Source organism: Clostridium sp. ZS2-4 (assembly GCF_026719745.1).
Taxonomy (GTDB): domain Bacteria; phylum Bacillota; class Clostridia; order Clostridiales; family Clostridiaceae; genus Clostridium_H.
In genome coordinates this window covers 1-18668 of sequence record NZ_JAPPRQ010000048.1, presented here as the reverse complement: position 1 = coordinate 18668, position 18668 = coordinate 1, and the positions used below count along the sequence as shown (strand labels likewise).

The 18668-nt window shown below is 29.8% G+C and carries 15 protein-coding genes; 11 read left to right on the top strand and 4 right to left on the bottom strand.

Features of this window, described 5'->3' with window-relative positions; genetic code table 11:
- Positions 1–32: 32 nt before the first annotated feature.
- Positions 33–1742: a sensor histidine kinase gene (locus OIO11_RS08730; protein ID WP_268071065.1), complete on the bottom strand. Its 1710-nt coding sequence runs from the start codon at positions 1740–1742 to the stop codon at positions 33–35.
- Positions 1743–2306: 564 nt separating this feature from the next.
- On the opposite strand from OIO11_RS08730, the gene OIO11_RS08725 reads away from it, so the two are divergent.
- The 9 genes from OIO11_RS08725 (at position 2307) to OIO11_RS08685 (ending at position 14313) form a co-directional block, all read left to right on the top strand.
- Positions 2307–3452: a glucose-1-phosphate adenylyltransferase gene (locus OIO11_RS08725; protein ID WP_268071064.1), complete on the top strand. Its 1146-nt coding sequence runs from the start codon at positions 2307–2309 to the stop codon at positions 3450–3452.
- A 16-nt stretch (positions 3453–3468) separates the two neighbouring features.
- A complete protein-coding gene (gene glgD, locus OIO11_RS08720) occupies positions 3469–4587 on the top strand; it encodes a glucose-1-phosphate adenylyltransferase subunit GlgD (RefSeq protein WP_268071063.1) in 1119 nt (372 codons plus the stop codon).
- 541 nt (positions 4588–5128) lie between these two features.
- A complete protein-coding gene (locus OIO11_RS08715) occupies positions 5129–6817 on the top strand; it encodes a methyl-accepting chemotaxis protein (protein WP_268071062.1) in 1689 nt (562 codons plus the stop codon).
- A gap of 387 nt (positions 6818–7204) precedes the next feature.
- On the top strand, positions 7205–7657 hold the full coding sequence (locus OIO11_RS08710) for a MarR family winged helix-turn-helix transcriptional regulator (protein ID WP_268071061.1): 453 nt from the start codon (positions 7205–7207) through the stop codon (positions 7655–7657).
- A gap of 43 nt (positions 7658–7700) precedes the next feature.
- A complete protein-coding gene (locus OIO11_RS08705; protein WP_268071060.1) occupies positions 7701–9428 on the top strand; it encodes an ABC transporter ATP-binding protein in 1728 nt (575 codons plus the stop codon).
- A complete protein-coding gene (locus OIO11_RS08700; RefSeq protein WP_326497930.1) occupies positions 9428–11317 on the top strand; it encodes an ABC transporter ATP-binding protein in 1890 nt (629 codons plus the stop codon). Before OIO11_RS08705 ends, OIO11_RS08700 begins: the two co-directional genes overlap by 1 nt.
- A gap of 151 nt (positions 11318–11468) precedes the next feature.
- Positions 11469–12608, top strand: a complete 1140-nt coding sequence (locus OIO11_RS08695) for an Ig-like domain-containing protein (protein ID WP_268071059.1) — start codon at positions 11469–11471, stop codon at positions 12606–12608.
- Between the two features lie 545 nt (positions 12609–13153).
- Complete coding sequence (locus OIO11_RS08690) at positions 13154–13663, top strand: matrixin family metalloprotease (RefSeq protein ID WP_268071058.1); 510 nt, start codon at positions 13154–13156, stop codon at positions 13661–13663.
- Positions 13664–13722: 59 nt separating this feature from the next.
- The gene (locus OIO11_RS08685; protein WP_268071057.1) at positions 13723–14313 is read left to right on the top strand and encodes a hypothetical protein; all 591 of its coding nucleotides are present in this window, start codon (positions 13723–13725) and stop codon (positions 14311–14313) included.
- A 216-nt stretch (positions 14314–14529) separates the two neighbouring features.
- Here OIO11_RS08685 and OIO11_RS08680 read toward each other — a convergent pair whose 3' ends face one another.
- Both OIO11_RS08680 and OIO11_RS08675 read right to left on the bottom strand, forming a co-directional pair.
- A complete protein-coding gene (locus OIO11_RS08680) occupies positions 14530–14736 on the bottom strand; it encodes a transposase (protein ID WP_268071056.1) in 207 nt (68 codons plus the stop codon).
- Positions 14721–15173, bottom strand: a complete 453-nt coding sequence (locus OIO11_RS08675) for a transposase family protein (RefSeq protein WP_268071055.1) — start codon at positions 15171–15173, stop codon at positions 14721–14723. Before OIO11_RS08675 ends, OIO11_RS08680 begins: the two co-directional genes overlap by 16 nt.
- 293 nt (positions 15174–15466) lie before the next feature.
- Here OIO11_RS08675 and OIO11_RS08670 point away from each other — a divergent pair, with 293 nt between their 5' ends.
- Entirely contained in the window at positions 15467–16684 is a 1218-nt protein-coding gene (locus OIO11_RS08670) for an ATP-binding protein (protein ID WP_268071054.1), read from the top strand.
- Between the two features lie 49 nt (positions 16685–16733).
- The gene (locus tag OIO11_RS08665) at positions 16734–17594 is read left to right on the top strand and encodes a hypothetical protein (protein ID WP_268071053.1); all 861 of its coding nucleotides are present in this window, start codon (positions 16734–16736) and stop codon (positions 17592–17594) included.
- A 98-nt stretch (positions 17595–17692) separates the two neighbouring features.
- Here the strand turns inward: OIO11_RS08665 and OIO11_RS08660 are convergent, their stop codons facing one another.
- Positions 17693–18499 carry a transposase gene (locus OIO11_RS08660; RefSeq protein ID WP_268071052.1) on the bottom strand — a complete coding sequence of 269 codons (807 nt, stop codon included), beginning with the start codon at positions 18497–18499 and terminating at the stop codon, positions 17693–17695.
- Positions 18500–18668 lie beyond the last annotated feature (169 nt).

The window sequence follows — 18668 nt, the reverse complement described above, 5'->3', positions numbered from 1 at the left end:
TTTATTAGTAGCTGGGAATTGAGCGTTGTGGACTATTCTGAATAAATATCTGAAAATTCAATTTGTATGTTTTTAATTTTAGCTTGAGAAGTACAAGCAATTTCTTTATGTGATTCAGAAGCAGATTCTTCAACTAATTTTACAGGAAGTTTTATTATAAATTCACTTCCTTTGTTTAATTCACTTTTAACAGTAATTTCTCCATCCATAAGCTCCACTAAAGATTTAACAATAGATAAACCAATGCCGCTTCCTTCGCTTTTTCTAGTAAGAGATCTGTCTACCTGCCTAAAACGTTCAAAAATAATATGCTGTTTATCTTCAGGAATACCTAGCCCCGTATCTCTTACAGAGATAAGCACAAAATCAGTTTTATCATATACATTGACAAATATGTCTCCACCTTTTGGGGTGAATTTTATGGAATTAGAAATAAGATTTAATAATATTCTCTCGATTTTATAACAGTCACAGGCCATGATTTTTTCTTCAGTATCTGTATCAAATATTAATGTTAAGCCTTTATTTTCAACGAATTCTACTACAGATAAAGTTATATTTTCAACTATTTCAATAATGTTTTCGTTTTTGTAACTCAAGTCTAAATATCCAGAATCAAGTTTTGTAATATCTATAAGGTTATTAAGCAATCTTATAAGTCTAAAACAGTTTTGTTTCATATTGGGTACATAATTTTTCATTTTTTTAATAGTTTCATTTAAATCTTCAACAGAAGAGTTGTTAAGCAATAAGCTCATTAACTGTAAAGAACTATATAAAACATTTAAAGGTGTTTTAAACTCATGGGATAGATTAGCAAAAAATTCAGATTGAAGTTGATTATATCTGTTAGCTTCATTCAGTAATCTTTGTTTTTCTTCAATCTTTTTACGTAGAGCTTCAGCTTGTTTATGTTCTGTAATATCTTGAACTACAACCAAACAGGCTGCTTTATCTTCAAAAGTAAATGGGGTAGTAGATACAGATACATCTAGTATACTGCTATCTAACCTTATGAATTTTTCTTCCAATACAGGAACGCTTTTTCCAGTAGTTTCAACCAGTCTGATTCTTTTTTCTACAATTTCAAAATAATCTTTATGGATAAAGTCGGCAAAATTTCTATCAATCAGCATATTTGGATTGTCTATACCTATAAGCTTTGCAAAGTTGGTATTTGCAAAAACAATTTTTCTATTTGTATGAACAAAAATTCCAGCTGGTAAAAATTCAATTAATTTTTTGTACTGATCCGCACTTTCTTTAAGAATCTTATTTGCTGTGGTTTCTTGGGTTATATCTTTGAAACTCCAAACTCTACCAATGATTTCATCGTTTTCAACTAAAGGTCTGTAGGAACATTTAAAGATTCTGTCATCTTTAAACCGCAAAGTAGAAGTTGCTTCTTTGTTTGAATTGATAATAGACTGAATACTATCTTTAAATTTATTTGGTTCCTTTAATTGGTTACAAACAAGATTCATTAATGAAGCGGTATCATATTCTTTTATATCAAGGTATTGAGGTAGTTTCCACATTTCTATAAGTTTTTTGTTTGTATGAGTTATAGTTCCTTTTAAAGAAATTACCAGTATACCATCATTTATTGAATCAATAATATTGGTTAACATATTTTGGTTATGATGAAGCTCTTTTTGTTTTTTTATTAGTTTAGCATTACTTGTTTTTATATGTTTATCTAAAATATTAGTTAAAATAGCAGTGCTTAATAAAGATAACATTAATAAGGCAAAATTTGAGAGTGCATGATTTTGAAGTGAAGTAAATGTCAGACACATATTATAAAAACATATTCCACTAATAAAAGAACTGATTAAAGAAACAGCCAGTCCTCCTGTAAAAGTCGAATAAAGAATGCATACATAAAAAATGGAATATAAAGTAGGAATTTTCATAATAATATTTAAATTTAATATAAATATTATACTTAAAAATAATGTAAAAACAGGTCCACTGATTTTTAATAAAATGTTATGTTTAGAAAGTGGATTTATTAGCGTATAAGGCTTTTTCAATATATCACATCCTCATATTTATTAACATATATATATAGTATCGTATATAATTCGACAAAATTCAAAGAAACTTCAACGAAAGTAAAAAAATATCACAAAAACGATATAATTAACATTTATTATAACTTTTTGTAAAAAACTTATCAACATTTATTTGTAAATAAAAGGATGAAAATTCATTTTTAATATTGAACAAAAATTGAAAATAATGTAATATTAAGATATATATAACTTTTCTGTATTAAATATTAAGTAGATGGTGGTGAAGGAATGTTAAACAAAGAAATTTTAGCGATGATTTTAGCAGGTGGACAAGGTACAAGATTAAAAGTGTTAACAAAGAGAAATGCAAAGCCTGCAGTACCTTTTGGAGGTAAATATAGAATTATTGATTTTACTTTAAGTAATTGTTCAAATTCGGGAATAGATACTATTGGAGTATTAACTCAATATCAGCCTCATAAACTAAATGCTCACATAGGAATAGGCAGTCCTTGGGATTTAGATAGAAATAATGGAGGGGTAACTATTCTTCCGCCCCATATGAGAAATGATGGTGGAGATTGGTATATGGGTACTGCCGATGCCATATACCAGAATATATCCTTTGTTGACAGATATAATCCAGAATATGTTTTAGTATTATCAGGAGACCATATTTATAAAATGGATTATTCTAAAATGCTTAAATTTCATAAGGAAAAAGGAGCAGATGCAACTATTGCAGTTATTGAAGTGCCTATGGAGGAGGCAAGTAGATTTGGTATTATGAACACAACTCCTGATAATAAAGTATATGAATTTGAAGAAAAACCTGAAAATCCTAAGAATAATAAAGCTTCTATGGGGGTTTACATTTTCAATTGGAAAATCCTTAAAAAATATCTTATTGATGATTCTAAGGACAAGGAGTCAAGTAGAGATTTTGGGAAAAATATTATACCGAATATGTTGAATAGTGAACTAAATTTATATGCTTATCCTTTTAAAGGATATTGGAAAGATGTTGGTACAATTGAAAGCTTATGGGAAGCTAATATGGATTTATTAAATCCAGAAAATGAATTAAATATTCATGATGAACATTGGAAGATATACACAGCAAATCCTACAAAACCTCCTCAATATATAGGTGGTACTGCTAAAATAAGGAATTCTCTTGTGGTTGAGGGCTGCACTGTATTTGGAACTGTAAACAATTCAGTTTTATTTCCAGGAGTTCATGTAGGTAAAAATACCATAATTGAAGATTCTGTAATTATGTGCAATACCAAGATAGGAGATAATGTAGTTATAAGAAAAGCTATAGTTGGTAAGAGGGCAACTATAAGAAGAAACAGTGTAATAGGTAATTCAGAAGAGATAGTAGTTTTAGGAGATAACGAGGACGTAAAGAGCAATTCTATAATTAAGTGATTTGGGGGGACAAGATATGAATAACGATTATATGGGGATTATAAGTTTAAACGAAAATGATGAACAAATAAAGAATTTAACAGGTGCTAGACCTTTAGCTGCTATTCCTATAGGTGGAAGATATAGAATAATAGATTTTGTCCTTTCTAATATGGTTAATGCAGGGTTAACTAATGTGGGAATATATACTCAAAGTAGATCAAGATCCTTGATGGATCATTTGGATTCAGGTAAGGATTGGGATTTGGATAGAAAGATTAATGGATTATTTATTTTTAATTTTAATTGTTCAAATTCTATTACGGATGATGTAAATCTTATAAAGGAAAACATAGAGTATCTTTACCGCAGCAAACAGAGTAAGGTTATATTTGCCTCATCAAATATGATATGCAATATTGATTATAAAAAAGCTATTGAATTTCATGAAAAGGAAGGAAAGAATATAACTATAATTTATAAAAAAGTAAAAGATGGTATTACAGATTTTATTAATTGTAATGCTTTGAATATAGATGATAATAACTCTGTTATAAGTGTAGGAAGAAATATTGGAATGGAGAATGAAGTAAATATATCTATGGATATGTTTATAATGGACAAAGAAGTTCTTTTAAATATCCTTAATGAATGTGTTTCAGCAGGATATTATAAATCAATAAAGGAATGTATTTATTCGAAGCTTAAGCAGTTAGATATTAATGCATATGAATTTGACGGATATTTAACATGTATAAATTCAACAAAGACTTTTTATAAAGCAAATATGGACATGCTTAATCCTAAAATCAGTAAAGAATTGTTCTTTAGTAAAAGACCAATATATACTAAGGTAAAGGATGAGCCACCAACAAAATATTCTTTGAGCTCCGATGTAACAAACTCTTTGATAGCTAATGGATCAGTAATAGAAGGAGAGATAGAAAACTGTATATTAGCAAGAAGAGTGAGAGTCGGAAAAGGGGCCAAGCTTCAGGATTGTATAATAATGCAGAACTGTGAAATAAAAGAGAATGCTAAACTTACAAAGGTTATTATTGATAAGAATGTAGTTATTGAAAAAAATAAAGAATTAAAGGGAGATGATGAATTTCCAGTAGTAATAGAAAAGAATACTAATTATTATAGTAAATAATAAAATATAAAAAGACATGAGAGATTGCTTTCTTAGGTATATGTATAAGATTAACAACCATTTTATAACTTTTATGTATAACTTTGAAAGCTATTTTTATTGTTTATATATTTTACACTCTTTATTTGTATTTTGAAAATAAGGAGTATGGGTATTTGTGGTATTATATTAATAAATTGAAAAAAACTATATTTATATAAAAATATTGAAAAAATTTCATTTAATATGTAAAATTTTATAAAGGAGGTAAATGAAGTTATAAAAATTTAACATAAATAGGGGGGAAACAAAAGATGATTTTAATTTATTCTTTTTTTAGAAGAAGTAACTTATTATGATAAGGTAATGTCATTGGTAAAAGCCAGGTATATTGAGAGTTTAGTTAGCATATAATTTTGTTAAGCACTAAGCGTGTATACGTTTGCATGAGCGTTTTTCATACAATGTTTTAAAGCACTTAAGTTAATTCAGGAACATATACAATATAAACATAATGGATAAAAATTAAATATTAAAAAAACATATGTATAGGTGGGTAAATATGAAATTTAAAATTAGAACTAAGATAACTAGTGGTTTTGCCATAATGATTGCATTGATACTATTGGTATCATACCTTGGAATTTCAGGATTGAGAAATACTAAAAAAGAGTATGATGTGGCAGTAAAGGAGAATATACCTATATCAAGTTATATATGGGAAGTAAGATCTGATACATTAGATCAGGTGGCAGCTCTTAGAGGATATTTAGTATACAAAGATGAAAGATATATTGAACTTTTTAATGAAATAAATTCTTCTAAAGGTGAGACATATAAGAATATTGAGAAGCTTATTGATACAGAACAGTCAAAACAATGTTTAAGTGAAATTATAAATGTACATAAAGAATATGAAGAAATAGCACAAAGTGTTTTTCAATTAGGAAAATCAGGGGATTTTCAGAAGGCATATGTGAAAGCCGCAGAGGGCAGAGATAAAGTTGATAAGATTCAAGAAATCACTGAGAAATGGATTCAATGGGTAGATAAACAAAATACAGAAATTGTTCAAGGAGTGGAAGAAGAGTTAAATCACCAACAAATTAAAATGATTATCTTTGTAGCAGTGGCTATTATAATAGGGGTAATTATAAGCATATTTATGTCATTGAGCATTTCAAACCCAGTAATTGCATTAACGAATGCAGCCAATAAGGTTGCTGATGGAGACTTATCTCAATCTGTTAGAGAAATTAAGACAGGAGATGAAATTGAGACATTATCAAAAGCTTTTGATACTATGGTATCAAATTTAAAAAATTTAATACAGAAAGTTAACCAATCATCTCAGCTTTTAGCATCTTCCAGTGAACAGCTATCTGCTTCATCACAAGAGGTATCATCAGCCAGCATGAACATATCAAATACAGTTACAGAATTGGCACAAGGTACTACGACACAAGCACAAGCCACTGAGGATGCAAATATTATAGTAAATAATATGTGGAAGGAAATAATTAAGGGATCAGAAAATGCAAAAGAAGTATCTAATACAAGTATACAGGTTTTGAAAACTGCAAACGAAGGATTGACAGTATCAGAAGGTGCAGTTAAAAAAATACAAGAAGTTAAAAATACTTCGGTACAAACATCAAATGTAATAAAACTTTTGGGACAAGAATCTGAAAAAATAGGAGTAATTGTTGGAGCTATACAAGGAATTGCAAGCCAGACTAATTTGCTAGCATTAAATGCAGCTATCGAGGCTGCAAGGGCAGGAGAACACGGAAAAGGCTTTGCAGTTGTAGCTGAAGAGGTAAGAAAATTAGCAGAAGAATCATCCCAATCGGCACAGGAAATTGTTGAGTTGGTAAAAAACATACAAAACGAGACAGGAAAAGCAGTAGTAATTATTGAACAGAGTTCAAAGGAAGTGGAAGAAGGGGTTTTAGTCGTAAATAAAACTGGAGAAACTTTTAAAGCCATTGCTTCAGAAGTAGATAAAGTTGTTTACCAAATCAAACAAGTTAGCGATACATCTGAAAGCATTGCAAATAATAGTGAAGAAATAGTGAAATCTATAACCAATATAGCTTCAATAGCGGAAGAAACTGCTGCATCCTCAGAAGAAATATCAGCAACTACTGAAGAACAAACAGCATCTATGCAGCAAATTGCAGAGTCATCCCTTAATTTGAGAAGTTTGGCGGAGGAGCTTGAAACTGCTGTTGAAGAATTTAAACTATAGAATACTTGATGAGTTTCAGTAGAGTGTTTTTAAGATTATTTTAGGATCATGACTACTTTCAAGTATACTAAAGGTTTATATTTTAGTAACCAGTAGCCAGTAGCCAGTAACTAGTAAAGGAAATTTTGCTAACGCAAAACTAAATTAAAATAAGAGTAAGAACATAGTGATTTTCTATATTCTTACTCTTATTTATATTTCTTTTTACTTAATTTAACATATCTAAGCACTTTTTATTCCTTTTTCGGATACTGGTTACTGGCTACTGAAAATCACTTCATCATTTTTGCATATTGTTCAAAGAATTCTAACACAATATACCTCTAGTAAAAAAATTAGTTATAATATATAATTAGTTAGTCGACTAAATAATTAGGAGGAAGATAAATGAGTTTTTATAGATCGGATTCATTAAATCATATGTTCTTTAAAGTAATACGACTTCATTATCACCGAATGCAAGCACTGCTTGATAAAGTGGGAATTTATCCTGGACAACCGCCTATGCTGCATGCTTTACATATGAAGGATGGTCAAAGTCAGAAGGAGTTAGCGAAGAAACTTGGCATCAAGCCTTCTACTATTACAGTAATGTTGAAGAGGATGGAAAAGGGAGAACTTGTGGAGCGCAGACAGGATACTGAAGATCAGCGTATATCAAGGGTATACCTTACTGAAAAGGGCAAAGAAGCTTGGATAGAAGTAAAAGAAATAATGAAGGATTTAGAAACAGAGTGCTTTGGCAACTTTACAGCAGAGGATCAAGTTTTACTGCGCAGGCTATTAATGCAAATGCATGATAATCTTGAAAAGGTATGTGACAAGAAGTTGGAGTTATAATATTGAATTTTCAACAGCTTATATTGAATGGAGATGATAATTTATGATTAAATTGTTTAGATTTTTAAAGCCCTATACAGCGGTTATAGCTGCAATTTTGATACTATTATTTTTTCAATCCTTGGCAGAACTGTATTTGCCTACTTTGATGTCAGATATAGTTGATACGGGGATAGTTAAAGGAGATACTCAGTACATTTTAAAAGTGGGAGGATATATGCTGCTTGTAGCCGCAGGAAGTGGTATATGTGTAATTTTGGCAGGATTTTTATCATCCAAAGTGGCAACAAGCTTTGGAAGAGATCTTCGCAGTAAGGTTTTTTCAAGAGTAGAAAGCTTTTCATTAAATGAATTTGATAAAATGGGAACAGCATCCCTAATTACAAGAACTACAAACGATATTACACAGGTGCAGCAAGTAACAATTATGATAATGCGTATGATGATTAGTGCACCAATGATGTGTATTGGCGGTATTATTATGGCAGTATCCAAAGATGCAAAGTTATCCTTGGTACTTGTCGCTATTATTCCTGTTCTTGCTGGTATTATTTTTATTATTGCAAGGAAGGGTATACCCCTATTTAAATCTATGCAAGTAAAGCTTGATAAGTTAAATCTTGTTTTACGTGAAAATCTTACAGGTATTAGGGTAATACGTGCTTTTAATCGTATTGATCAGGAGAAGAAACGCTTTAATGAAGCAAATCATGATCTTACTGAAACAGCTATTAAAGTTAACAAAATAATGGCTTCTTTAATGCCTGTTATGATGATAATAATGAACTTTACAAGTATTGCAATTATTTGGTTTGGCGGTATTCGTATTGATAATGGAAGTATGCAAGTAGGAGATATGATGGCATTTCTTCAATATGCTATGCAGATCATGTTTTCACTAATTATGGTTTCTATAATGTTTGTTATGATACCTCGTGCAGAAGCTTCAGCGGTTAGAATTAATGAAGTTCTTGATACTGTTCCAGAAATTAAGAATCCAGAGCATGCAAAAAGTACTGATAATAAAAGAGGATTTGTGGAATTTAAGGATGTTACCTTTAGCTACCCTGGTGCAGAGCAGCCAGCTATAAGTAATATTTCCTTTAGTGCAAAACCAGGTGAGGTAACTGCTATTATCGGAGGTACAGGTTCTGGTAAATCTACACTTATAAGCCTCATACCACGTTTCTATGATGTTCACAGGGGAAGTGTTTTGGTTGATGGGGTAGATATTAGGGAAATGTCTCAAGAAAATCTTAGAGCAAAAATAGGCTTTGTTCCTCAAAAAGCGGTACTGTTTACAGGTAGCATTACCGATAACATTAGATATGGTAAGGAAGATGCTGCAGAGGAACAGGTTAAACACGCAGCTGAAATTGCACAAGCAACAGAATTTATCTCCAATATGAAGGAAGGCTTTAATTCAGAAATTTCTCAAGGTGGTACCAATGTTTCAGGAGGACAGAAACAACGTCTTTCTATCGCTCGTGCATTAGTTAGAAGACCTGAAATATATATATTTGACGACAGTTTCTCTGCCCTTGACTTTAAGACTGATGCAAATCTCCGTACCGCACTTAAAAAGGAAACGGTGGATTCCACTGTACTTATTGTTGCACAAAGAGTTAGCACTGTAATGGATGCAGACAGAATTATAGTTTTAGATAAAGGTGAAGTTGCTGGAATTGGAAACCATAAAGAGCTTTTAAATACCTGTCAGGTGTACCGTGAGATTGTGCTCTCACAACTTTCAGAGGAGGAGATAGCATGATGAACCAAGATGGGAAAAGACAAAAAATGGGGCGTGGTCATGGCGGAGGTCCCATGGGAGCATTAGGAAGACCAGCAGAAAAAGCAAAGGATTTTAAAGGAACAATGAAAAGGCTTATTGGATATTTAAAGCCTCAGAAAGTTAAACTTCTTGCAGTGTTCTTAACGGCAATCTTAAGTACAGTTTTCAGTATTGTCAGTCCTAAAATTATGGGAAAAGCTACAACTAAATTGTTTGAAGGTCTTATGGCAAAATTTATGGCAATAAAAATGCATAAACCTGTTCCAAGTGTGGATTTTAAGTATATAGGCCAAATCCTTCTTTTGCTAATAGGTCTTTACGTTATTAGTGCAGCATTCAGTTATATTCAACAATATATCATGGCAGGTGTTGCACAGAAGACTGTTTTTCATATACGTAACGAAGTGAAGGATAAGCTGGACCGTCTACCTCTTAAGTACTTTGATTCACATACTCACGGTGAAATATTAAGTCGTGTTACTAATGATGTAGATACCATTGCAACAACATTGCAACAGAGTTTAACACAGCTTATTACGTCTGTAGTAACTATTGTAGGGATAATCATTATGATGCTGACTATAAGTCCAGTACTGACACTTGTTACAATTGTAACTTTACCACTTTCCATTATAGTAACAACAAAGATAGCAAAACGCTCACAAAAATATTTTGCAGAACAGCAGAAGACACTGGGTGAACTTAATGGTCATGTTGAAGAAATGTATACTGGTCATAAAATAGTAAAGGCATTTGGACATGAAGATAAGTCTATAAATGAGTTTAATGAGATTAACGAGAGACTTTACAATGTAGGCTGGAAAGCACAGTTCGTTTCAGGTATAATCATGCCTCTTATGAATTTCATAGGTAATATAGGATATGTTATTATCTGCGTTGTAGGTGGTATCTTTGTAACTAAAAAGAAAATTGAGATTGGGGATATTCAAGCGTTTATTCAATATTCAAAGCAATTTTCTCGCCCAATAGTTCAAACAGCAAATATAGCAAATATTCTTCAATCTACTGTTGCAGCAGCTGAACGTGTTTTTGAACTTCTTGATGAGGTTGAAGAAATTGCAGATAGTGCTGAGGCAAAAACTATTGAAGCACCTAAGGGTGAAGTTGAATTTAAAAATGTTAAATTTGGCTATAAAGAAGAGATTACTCTTATAGAGGATATGAATATAGATGTAAAACAGGGACAAACAATTGCCATTGTAGGACCAACTGGAGCAGGAAAAACTACCCTTGTAAATCTGCTTATGCGTTTTTATGAAATCCAAGGTGGGAAAATTACTGTTGATGGTGTAGATATAAGAGACTTGAAACGTGGAGATTTACGCAGAATTTTTGGTATGGTGCTTCAAGATACATGGTTATTTAACGGTACTATAAGAGACAATATAGGTTATGGACGTGAAGGAGTTACTGAGGAAGAAATTGTTCAGGCAGCAAAGGCCGCTCATGCAGATCATTTTATTAGAACTCTTCCAGATGGCTACGATACAATACTAAATGAAGAAGCTTCTAATATTTCTCAAGGACAAAAGCAGCTTCTGACTATTGCCCGTGCAATACTTGCTAATCCATCAATATTAATTCTTGATGAGGCTACAAGCAGTGTTGATACAAGAACAGAGCTTTATATACAAAAGGCTATGAACAACCTTATGAAAGGAAGAACAAGCTTTGTTATTGCACACAGATTATCTACAATTCGTGATGCAGATTTGATACTTGTTATGAATAATGGAAGTATTATTGAACAAGGTAACCATAATGAACTCCTTGCTAAAGAAGGTTTTTATGCTGATCTTTACAACAGTCAGTTTGTTGGTGGAAATCTTGATAAGGAAGCTATATAGCATATATAAAACTGCTGGCAAAAAAAATGTCAGCAGTTTTATTTTAGTTTCAAATAAAAATATAATTAAACTTAAAAACATATTTAACGATAATTACTAATGAGGGAATTTATTTGTAAATGAATCCAAAATTATCAAGGGAGGCTGTAAAATGAAAAAAAATGTAAAAGTAAGAGGGGCCATTGCTGGGTTAATAGTTGCTTTATCATTTTCAACAGTAACTTCAGCAAAACCAGCACCAAAAGTTGAACAAAAAAATAGCAAAAGCTCAAAATTGATTAAGCATGAAAAGGAAAAAGAATTAAAGGAAAAGCAGGTAAAAGAAAAGCAATTAAAAGAAAAGCAATTAAAAGAAAAAGAAGCAAAGGAAAAACAGATAAAAGAAAAAGAATTAAAAGAAAAACCAGATAGAACAGCAAAAGAATTAGAAAAGATAAACCGTAAACTAGATAAGATTGAAAACCACATCAATTATGTTTCAGAGAGAATTGACCAGTATTTTAGTGAAAATTTAGAAGATCAAGATCAAACTACAAAGGCAAGCTTAACAATAGAGAATGAGGCCATAGGCAGTCAACAGATAGAAAATGTAACTGAAGAGAGTGAAGAAGCAACAAATGAGGAAGTAATTAATGAAGAAGAGAATGTAGAAATAGGAGATCAAGAATCTGAAGATCAAGAGTTAGAAGAGGAAGAAGTTGAAGACCAAGAAGAAAATGATGAAGATGCTGAAGAAACAGAAGCTGATGAGGAAGAAGAAAGTATCAGTGGTTACAGCTTTATTGGAAAGCTAAATGCATTAAATAATAGACTTGATGCAGTAAAGAAACAAATGAATTCTCCATCAGGAAAGCTTGATAAAACTAATGAACAATATGCTGCAACTATGGATAGAATAGCTGAACTTAAAAAAGAGATTTCTGATAATGTAGAAAAATTAAAGGATTTTCAAAGTCCTGTTTTACAAAAGTTAAAAAATAAAATAGGAGAACAAAGAGAATATACTCCTAAAAATAAATCAGTTGAAACTAATAAAACTTGGACAATAAGGTTCAATAAAAACCTTAAATTAGAATCATTGAACGGAATAAATATATTTGTAGTTGATTCTAATGATACTCTTGTTGAGACTAAAGTAAGCTTTGATAAAAATACAGGAGTAATTAAAATCATTCCTATAGAGAACTATACAAAGGGAGAAAAATACACTTTATTCATTAGTAAGGATATAAAATCAGATAATGGAGAAATGCTTGATCAAGCAACAAGAGTTCCATTTGAAATTAAATAAAATTAAGAGTTTTCAAATTATTGGAAGCACCCCTTGGGGTGCTTTTTTTTAATAAAGATTTATCAATTTTTGAGATAAAGCAGTTACCCTACACAAAATGGAATGAATATTAGTGAGTTCTGTTTTGGTTACTCCAAGAAGAAAATATACATAATTTGTAAAAAAAATTCCGTTTATGTTCGATTTTTTACGTTTCATGCATTTAATATTGAAATTTTAGATTAAAATGGTATCATTACTCTATTGCGATTTGTGGCAATTAAGGCTTGTATAATTCAGTAAGCCATTAAAAATTTTAAAATTAATAGGAGGAATATTAATATGGCATTAAAAAAGAAATTTGGTAAGTTAGGAATAGGAGCTTCAGTGCTTCTAGCAGGGAGCAGGATTGCTGTTAAAGAGGTCAATCTTATTTCTTTTATTTAGAAATACATTTATGTATGGAAGTCTATGTGAATGTATAATTGTTTTTTTAGACTAAAAGGGTTACAAAAAGTTAGTATATAATTTTTGATAACATTCAAGGTAAAAATGGAGGCAGATTTATGAAAAAAATTGTTATTACAATGATTTTATGTGGAACGTTAGTTGTTTCTGCATCAACGACTGTTTATGCAAAAAAGCAACATTTTTTGTTAGGTCATTATTCGGTAGATAATGGGAAAATAGCTTATGAAGATAAAACAAAATATGATACTGAACTGAATTACGCTGTGAATAAATGGAATGAATTAAAAAAAGTAAAAATACAACAAGATACTTGGACAACATTATCGGATTTAATTGTTTGTGATACATATAATAGTGATGTTGAATGGCCGGCAAGATATGTACATCCACCAATACTAACAGATGAAATACAAATAAATGATTATTATATGAAAGGAAATAGGATAACTAAATTAGAAAAAAAATGTGCAATTACACATGAATTTGGGCATGCCTTAGGATTAGATCATAGTCCAAAAGGAAATATAATGTATAAATATTTGCAAAATATGGCCAATTTAGGAAGTCAGGATATTTATGATTATCAATACTTGTGGGGAAAATAACGAGATAGTAGTACTATTTGTGAATATCAATAATAAAATTATATGAGGAGATGACATTATTGAAGAAAATACTGAATAAAAAAAATGCTATATGTTTTGGAATTATATTTTCACTAGTAGCTATAAGTTTTATAACAAAGATAATTCATTCAAAAAGAAATAAAATTGTAAATATAGATACTAATATTGTAACTGATTTAAATGATAAACGTAAACTTGTAGGATTTTGCGATAATGTATTTGTAGGTACAGTATTAGAAAAATCAGGAGATAAAGAAAGAGATCGTTGTCCTGAAACTCAATTTAAAGTAAAAGTACTAGAAAATATAAAAGGAAATTTACAAGAAACAGTAACAGTAGACCAACAATGTGGATATAAAGATGGAGTATTTTACACTACAAATAATGATACTATGATACAAGAAGGTAATACTTATATATTTTGTACTCGTTTCAATGATAAAGAGAATTGGTATACTATGCCAAGTATAAATGGACATTATTTAATTGAAAATGATTTAGAAAAAGCAATAAATAAAAGTAAAGAAACTTTTCGTAAAAAGGATGTTGATAGTGTTTCAAAGGATAGAAGTAATTTGATAGAAGAATTAAAAGATGCATATAAAAACCAAATTATATTTGATAAATAGACATATTATGGAATTATAATATTTATGTTGTTGACATATTGTCAGCAGCATAAGTTTTTTTATCTGAAAAAATATTAAAACAAAAAGGCTATTTAATAAATGTTGTGCAAAGTGGCTATAAAATATCATAGTCACTTTCAATATTTTTTAAAAAACGTACTCTGAAAATCTTTTAGGCGTAGCCTGTAAATTTATACCTATACTAAATTTGAAAGATTATTTTGCAAAGCGTGCAATTATCCTTCTTTTTAAATTAGCACAGCTACAAAAATTAAAATGTTCTAGTAATCTTAAATATTCTTCATCTGTAACATTTTCATTAGCTCTCTTTAATATATATCTATCTTTGAATAGTTTTGTTCTAGATTCTTTATCTAATTGCTTACATACTGATTTTCTAACTTCTTTCAATGCATCTCCCATATGTTTAATAACATGAAATTTATCAATGCTACAGCATAATTATGTCCCTTTTTCAAAGCAAATTCATCTATTCCAAAGTATTCAATTCCATTATCTTGAACCTTTTTGTCTATTTCATTAATCAATTTATCAGAATATATATGGAAAGCTGATTTTATTTCTTGGTAACCTAATTCAAGTTGCTGACATACCTCATTAATACTAGTTTTAGCTACTTCTTTAGCAATAAATTCAATAAACCTATCGGTTTTTCTTTGATATTTATTAAGAAAAGGAATCCTAATTGGTATTCCTCTATGACCACAACAAGTACATCTTAATCTGATCTTTTCAACAATCAATATTACAGGCTTTCCATGAATAGGAATATCTTTTACTAAAAACTCTTTTTTATCATGAAGTCTATCGACTATGCTATCGCATTTAGGGCATTTCAAAGACTGTTTTATTGGTGATACTCTAATAAAAATTATGTTGTTATATTCCTCAGAACATTTAACATAAAATTGTGGTAAATCTATTGAATCTGTATTTTAATAAAAAACAATAACTTCCATTTATTGCTATGGCTATAGGATTTATAATAGGAACTGGAAGTTTATATTAGCTATATATATGTAAGAAAAGGTATATAATAAGTGCTAAAAGGTCGTTAATTTCATAGTATTGTTTTAAAATTATTAATTTAGGGATATAATTAATATATATTACTATTAAGGTGGTTAAAGGAGTGAAATTTGCTATGGAGAAACTTCGTTCTAATGATGTGTTTAAACCAGGAGCATTTCCTGAATATACATATATTTCAAGAGTATCATCAGAGTTAAAATACAGTTATGAGATTAGGTTACAGCAAGCATTAAATACAGCAGGATATCTTACATCAATTATTGGGCCTTCAAAAACAGGAAAAACTGTTTTATGCGAAAAGGTTATAGGTAAACACCAGCTAATTTCACTATCAGGCAGTGATTTTAAAAAATCCTATGATTTTTGGGTTGTTGTATCAAGAAAGGTAGGATTATCTCTTGAAGGAGAACATACAGAAAGTAATTCGTATGAAGGACAAGGAATAACAAGTAATACTGAAAAAAAATCAGTAACTATAAAAGAAAAATATGTATCAAGTAAAGACAGGGTAATTGATTATTTTAAAGAGAATAATTTAGTTTTAGTTCTTGATGATTTTCATTATGCACCAGAAGACTTACAATTTGATATAGCGTATCAATTAAAGGATGCAATAAGAAAAGAATTTAAAGCTATAGTTATATCTTTACCACATAGAGCAGATGATGCTATAAGAAAAAATGCGGATTTAAGTGGGAGGTTAAGTTTAATTAATATAGAACCATGGCAAGAATATGAGCTTAAAGAAATTGCTACTACGGGATTTAATAAATTAGGTGTAAATATATCAGATGAATTTGCATCAAAAATTGCATTAGAAAGTCTTACATCTCCACAATTGATGCAATCAATATGTTTAAATTTATCAACTCTTTTAAATATAGATAATGATAGTGTTAATCAAGTATTAAATGAATCAATAATAAAAGAAAGTTATGGGTTTACTACAATAAATCTACCTTATAAAGAAGTAGTAAAAAAATTAAAAGAGGGTCCGTCTACAAGAGGGCAAAAGAGGAAAAAATATGAACTAATTAACGGAGAAAATGCAGATGTTTATAGTATTTTACTAAAATCTATTGCTGAAAATCCTCCATTAATAAGTATTTCTTTAGAAGAAATAAAAAATAGAGTAGATAGATTAATAAAAAACTCTAGAGATAAGCTTGATAAAAATAAGATTAGAGATTCATTACAAAAACTTCAAGATATTATGATGACAAGTGCATCAATTTATCAAGTTTTTGAATGGAAAGATAATCAAGTATATATTCTCGATCCTTTATTTTTATTTTATTTAAGATGGGGAGTTTGTTAAGAATTCAAGATTTTAATATGAACGTAATCTTATAGGGGGAGGTGAAGATATGCCAATTATAAAAAATGGTAATAAGAAAGAAGAGATAGTTGAAGAAATAAAGAAACATATTGCAGCTGGAAATAGGATTATTAATAAGTTTAATTTAGATAGGGATACTATTAGTTTTAAAACTGGATTTAATACATGGAGAAATAATACTATAAAAAGCTTAAATGATATTTTCTCTGATAACTCTATATTAAATCAATTTTCAATGGAAACGGTAATTTTTATCAACAAGTTTTCCCAACAAAATACAATAAATACGTTAAATGAAGGTTTTGAAAAAGGAATGAACTTTTTAAAAATATTAAGATCTGATATATGCAAAGGACTTTATGATGAGGCAGAAAACCTAAATAAAGATGAAGCTATTGATAAAACTATAGCTTTAATAATTATAAGAAGAATTTTAAATAATTTCCATAAACATATTCAAGCCATGTATCAAGAAAAAGTTCATGGAAATGGTACTATAAAGCAAGAAGATTTGAGAAAAATTAGAATTGGAAATGAATATGACGTTCAAAGAATTCTATATTCTTTGATAAGACCAATTTTTCCAGAAGTAAGACTAGAGGTTTCTGATGATGCTGGATATAAATCTGTAAGGTATGATGTTATTCTTGAAGAATATAGCATAGTTATAGAAGTTAAATGTTCAAGAAAAAGTATGAGTGAACGCAATTTAACTGAGGAGTTAGGTTCAGATGCTTTTCATTATAAAGGGGAGTATTTATTTTTATTTATATTTGATAAAGAAAATATAATAAAAAATACAGATGCTTTTGAAAATGCGTATAAAAGAGAAAAAGGTAATTTTGATAAAGATATAGAAGCAATCGTAATTCAGCCTGTGACTATATAAGGGTTATAACTTTTTATACCAAATATGTTTATAAAAATCATATAAATATTAGCTACTATAAACGTGCAAAAATGCTAACAAATTTTTACAGTACAAATTTATACCTTACCTATGCAACTTTTAAAAGTTTTAAAATTTCTTATTTGATATTTATCAAGATTTAATTCCATCTTATTTTGACGAAAGAAAGTCTCTATTGTCCATCGACATTTATAACGTTGAAGCAACTCATTATCACTTAGATTGATATCGGTTGTTATAAATGCCTTCAGTGCATTATTATTATGAAAAGCATTCTTAGGATAACTTATTAGTATAGTTACACTCTTAAATCCATTGATTTTACCTTGATATCTGAAAATATAATAAGAATGCCCATTCACTGTAACAAGGTGAAATTGATCTTTGTCTATCATCTGGGCATATCCATTGATTTTCTGACTTAGTCTACAATCTTTTGGATATATAACACGATTAGTTTTTAGAGCCCCCACATATTGAAATCCATTTTTTAAAGAAGCTTTTATTATTTTTTCGGCACTGTACCAGCTATCAGCTAGAACATATCCCTGTCGGGGTGGTTTTGGTAATGATAAAATTGCTTTTATAGCAATCATAATTTTAGATATTTTATTGCCTTTAGAATCATATTGCTTTTTATCATAGAGCGGTAGCTCGTAAGGGATAGTTACATCTCCACATTGCAAAAGAACACCTACTATTTGATGACCATAAACTGTTTTATTCTTAGTATGAGATTGATGAAAACCACATAATTCCATTGGAGATTTAGCCCGTGACGAAGGTATAGTTTTCTCTGAAATAGTATCATCAATAATAACATAAATAGGTTCACCAGTAGTTCGTGATAAATCCCAAATTCTCTTGATAGCAAAATTTTGCATTGCTCTTAGAACATAATCCTTATTCCATGTACTCTTTGATAACTCTTAAGCCCCTAAGAACACTTGGACAATTGCTTTTGGAATAGATATAATAAAGAAAAGTGATTGGAGGTATTTTATGAAAGGTAAAAGTTATACAAAAGAATTAAAAGAATCAATACTAAATGAA

What these genes read in the sequence shown, in the direction of transcription:
- OIO11_RS08710 (WP_268071061.1), top strand. Translation starts at nt 7,205, where the DNA reads ATGAGTTTTTATAGATCGGATTCATTAAATCATATGTTCTTTAAAGTA.
- OIO11_RS08725 (WP_268071064.1), top strand. Translation starts at nt 2,307, where the DNA reads ATGTTAAACAAAGAAATTTTAGCGATGATTTTAGCAGGTGGACAAGGT.
- glgD (WP_268071063.1), top strand. Translation starts at nt 3,469, where the DNA reads ATGAATAACGATTATATGGGGATTATAAGTTTAAACGAAAATGATGAA.
- OIO11_RS08695 (WP_268071059.1), top strand. Translation starts at nt 11,469, where the DNA reads ATGAAAAAAAATGTAAAAGTAAGAGGGGCCATTGCTGGGTTAATAGTT.
- OIO11_RS08680 (WP_268071056.1), bottom strand. Translation starts at nt 14,736, where the DNA reads ATGGGAGATGCATTGAAAGAAGTTAGAAAATCAGTATGTAAGCAATTA.
- OIO11_RS08660 (WP_268071052.1), bottom strand. Translation starts at nt 18,499, where the DNA reads ATGCAAAATTTTGCTATCAAGAGAATTTGGGATTTATCACGAACTACT.
- OIO11_RS08715 (WP_268071062.1), top strand. Translation starts at nt 5,129, where the DNA reads ATGAAATTTAAAATTAGAACTAAGATAACTAGTGGTTTTGCCATAATG.
- OIO11_RS08730 (WP_268071065.1), bottom strand. Translation starts at nt 1,742, where the DNA reads ATGTTATCTTTATTAAGCACTGCTATTTTAACTAATATTTTAGATAAA.
- OIO11_RS08665 (WP_268071053.1), top strand. Translation starts at nt 16,734, where the DNA reads ATGCCAATTATAAAAAATGGTAATAAGAAAGAAGAGATAGTTGAAGAA.
- OIO11_RS08690 (WP_268071058.1), top strand. Translation starts at nt 13,154, where the DNA reads ATGAAAAAAATTGTTATTACAATGATTTTATGTGGAACGTTAGTTGTT.
- OIO11_RS08700 (WP_326497930.1), top strand. Translation starts at nt 9,428, where the DNA reads ATGAACCAAGATGGGAAAAGACAAAAAATGGGGCGTGGTCATGGCGGA.
- OIO11_RS08705 (WP_268071060.1), top strand. Translation starts at nt 7,701, where the DNA reads ATGATTAAATTGTTTAGATTTTTAAAGCCCTATACAGCGGTTATAGCT.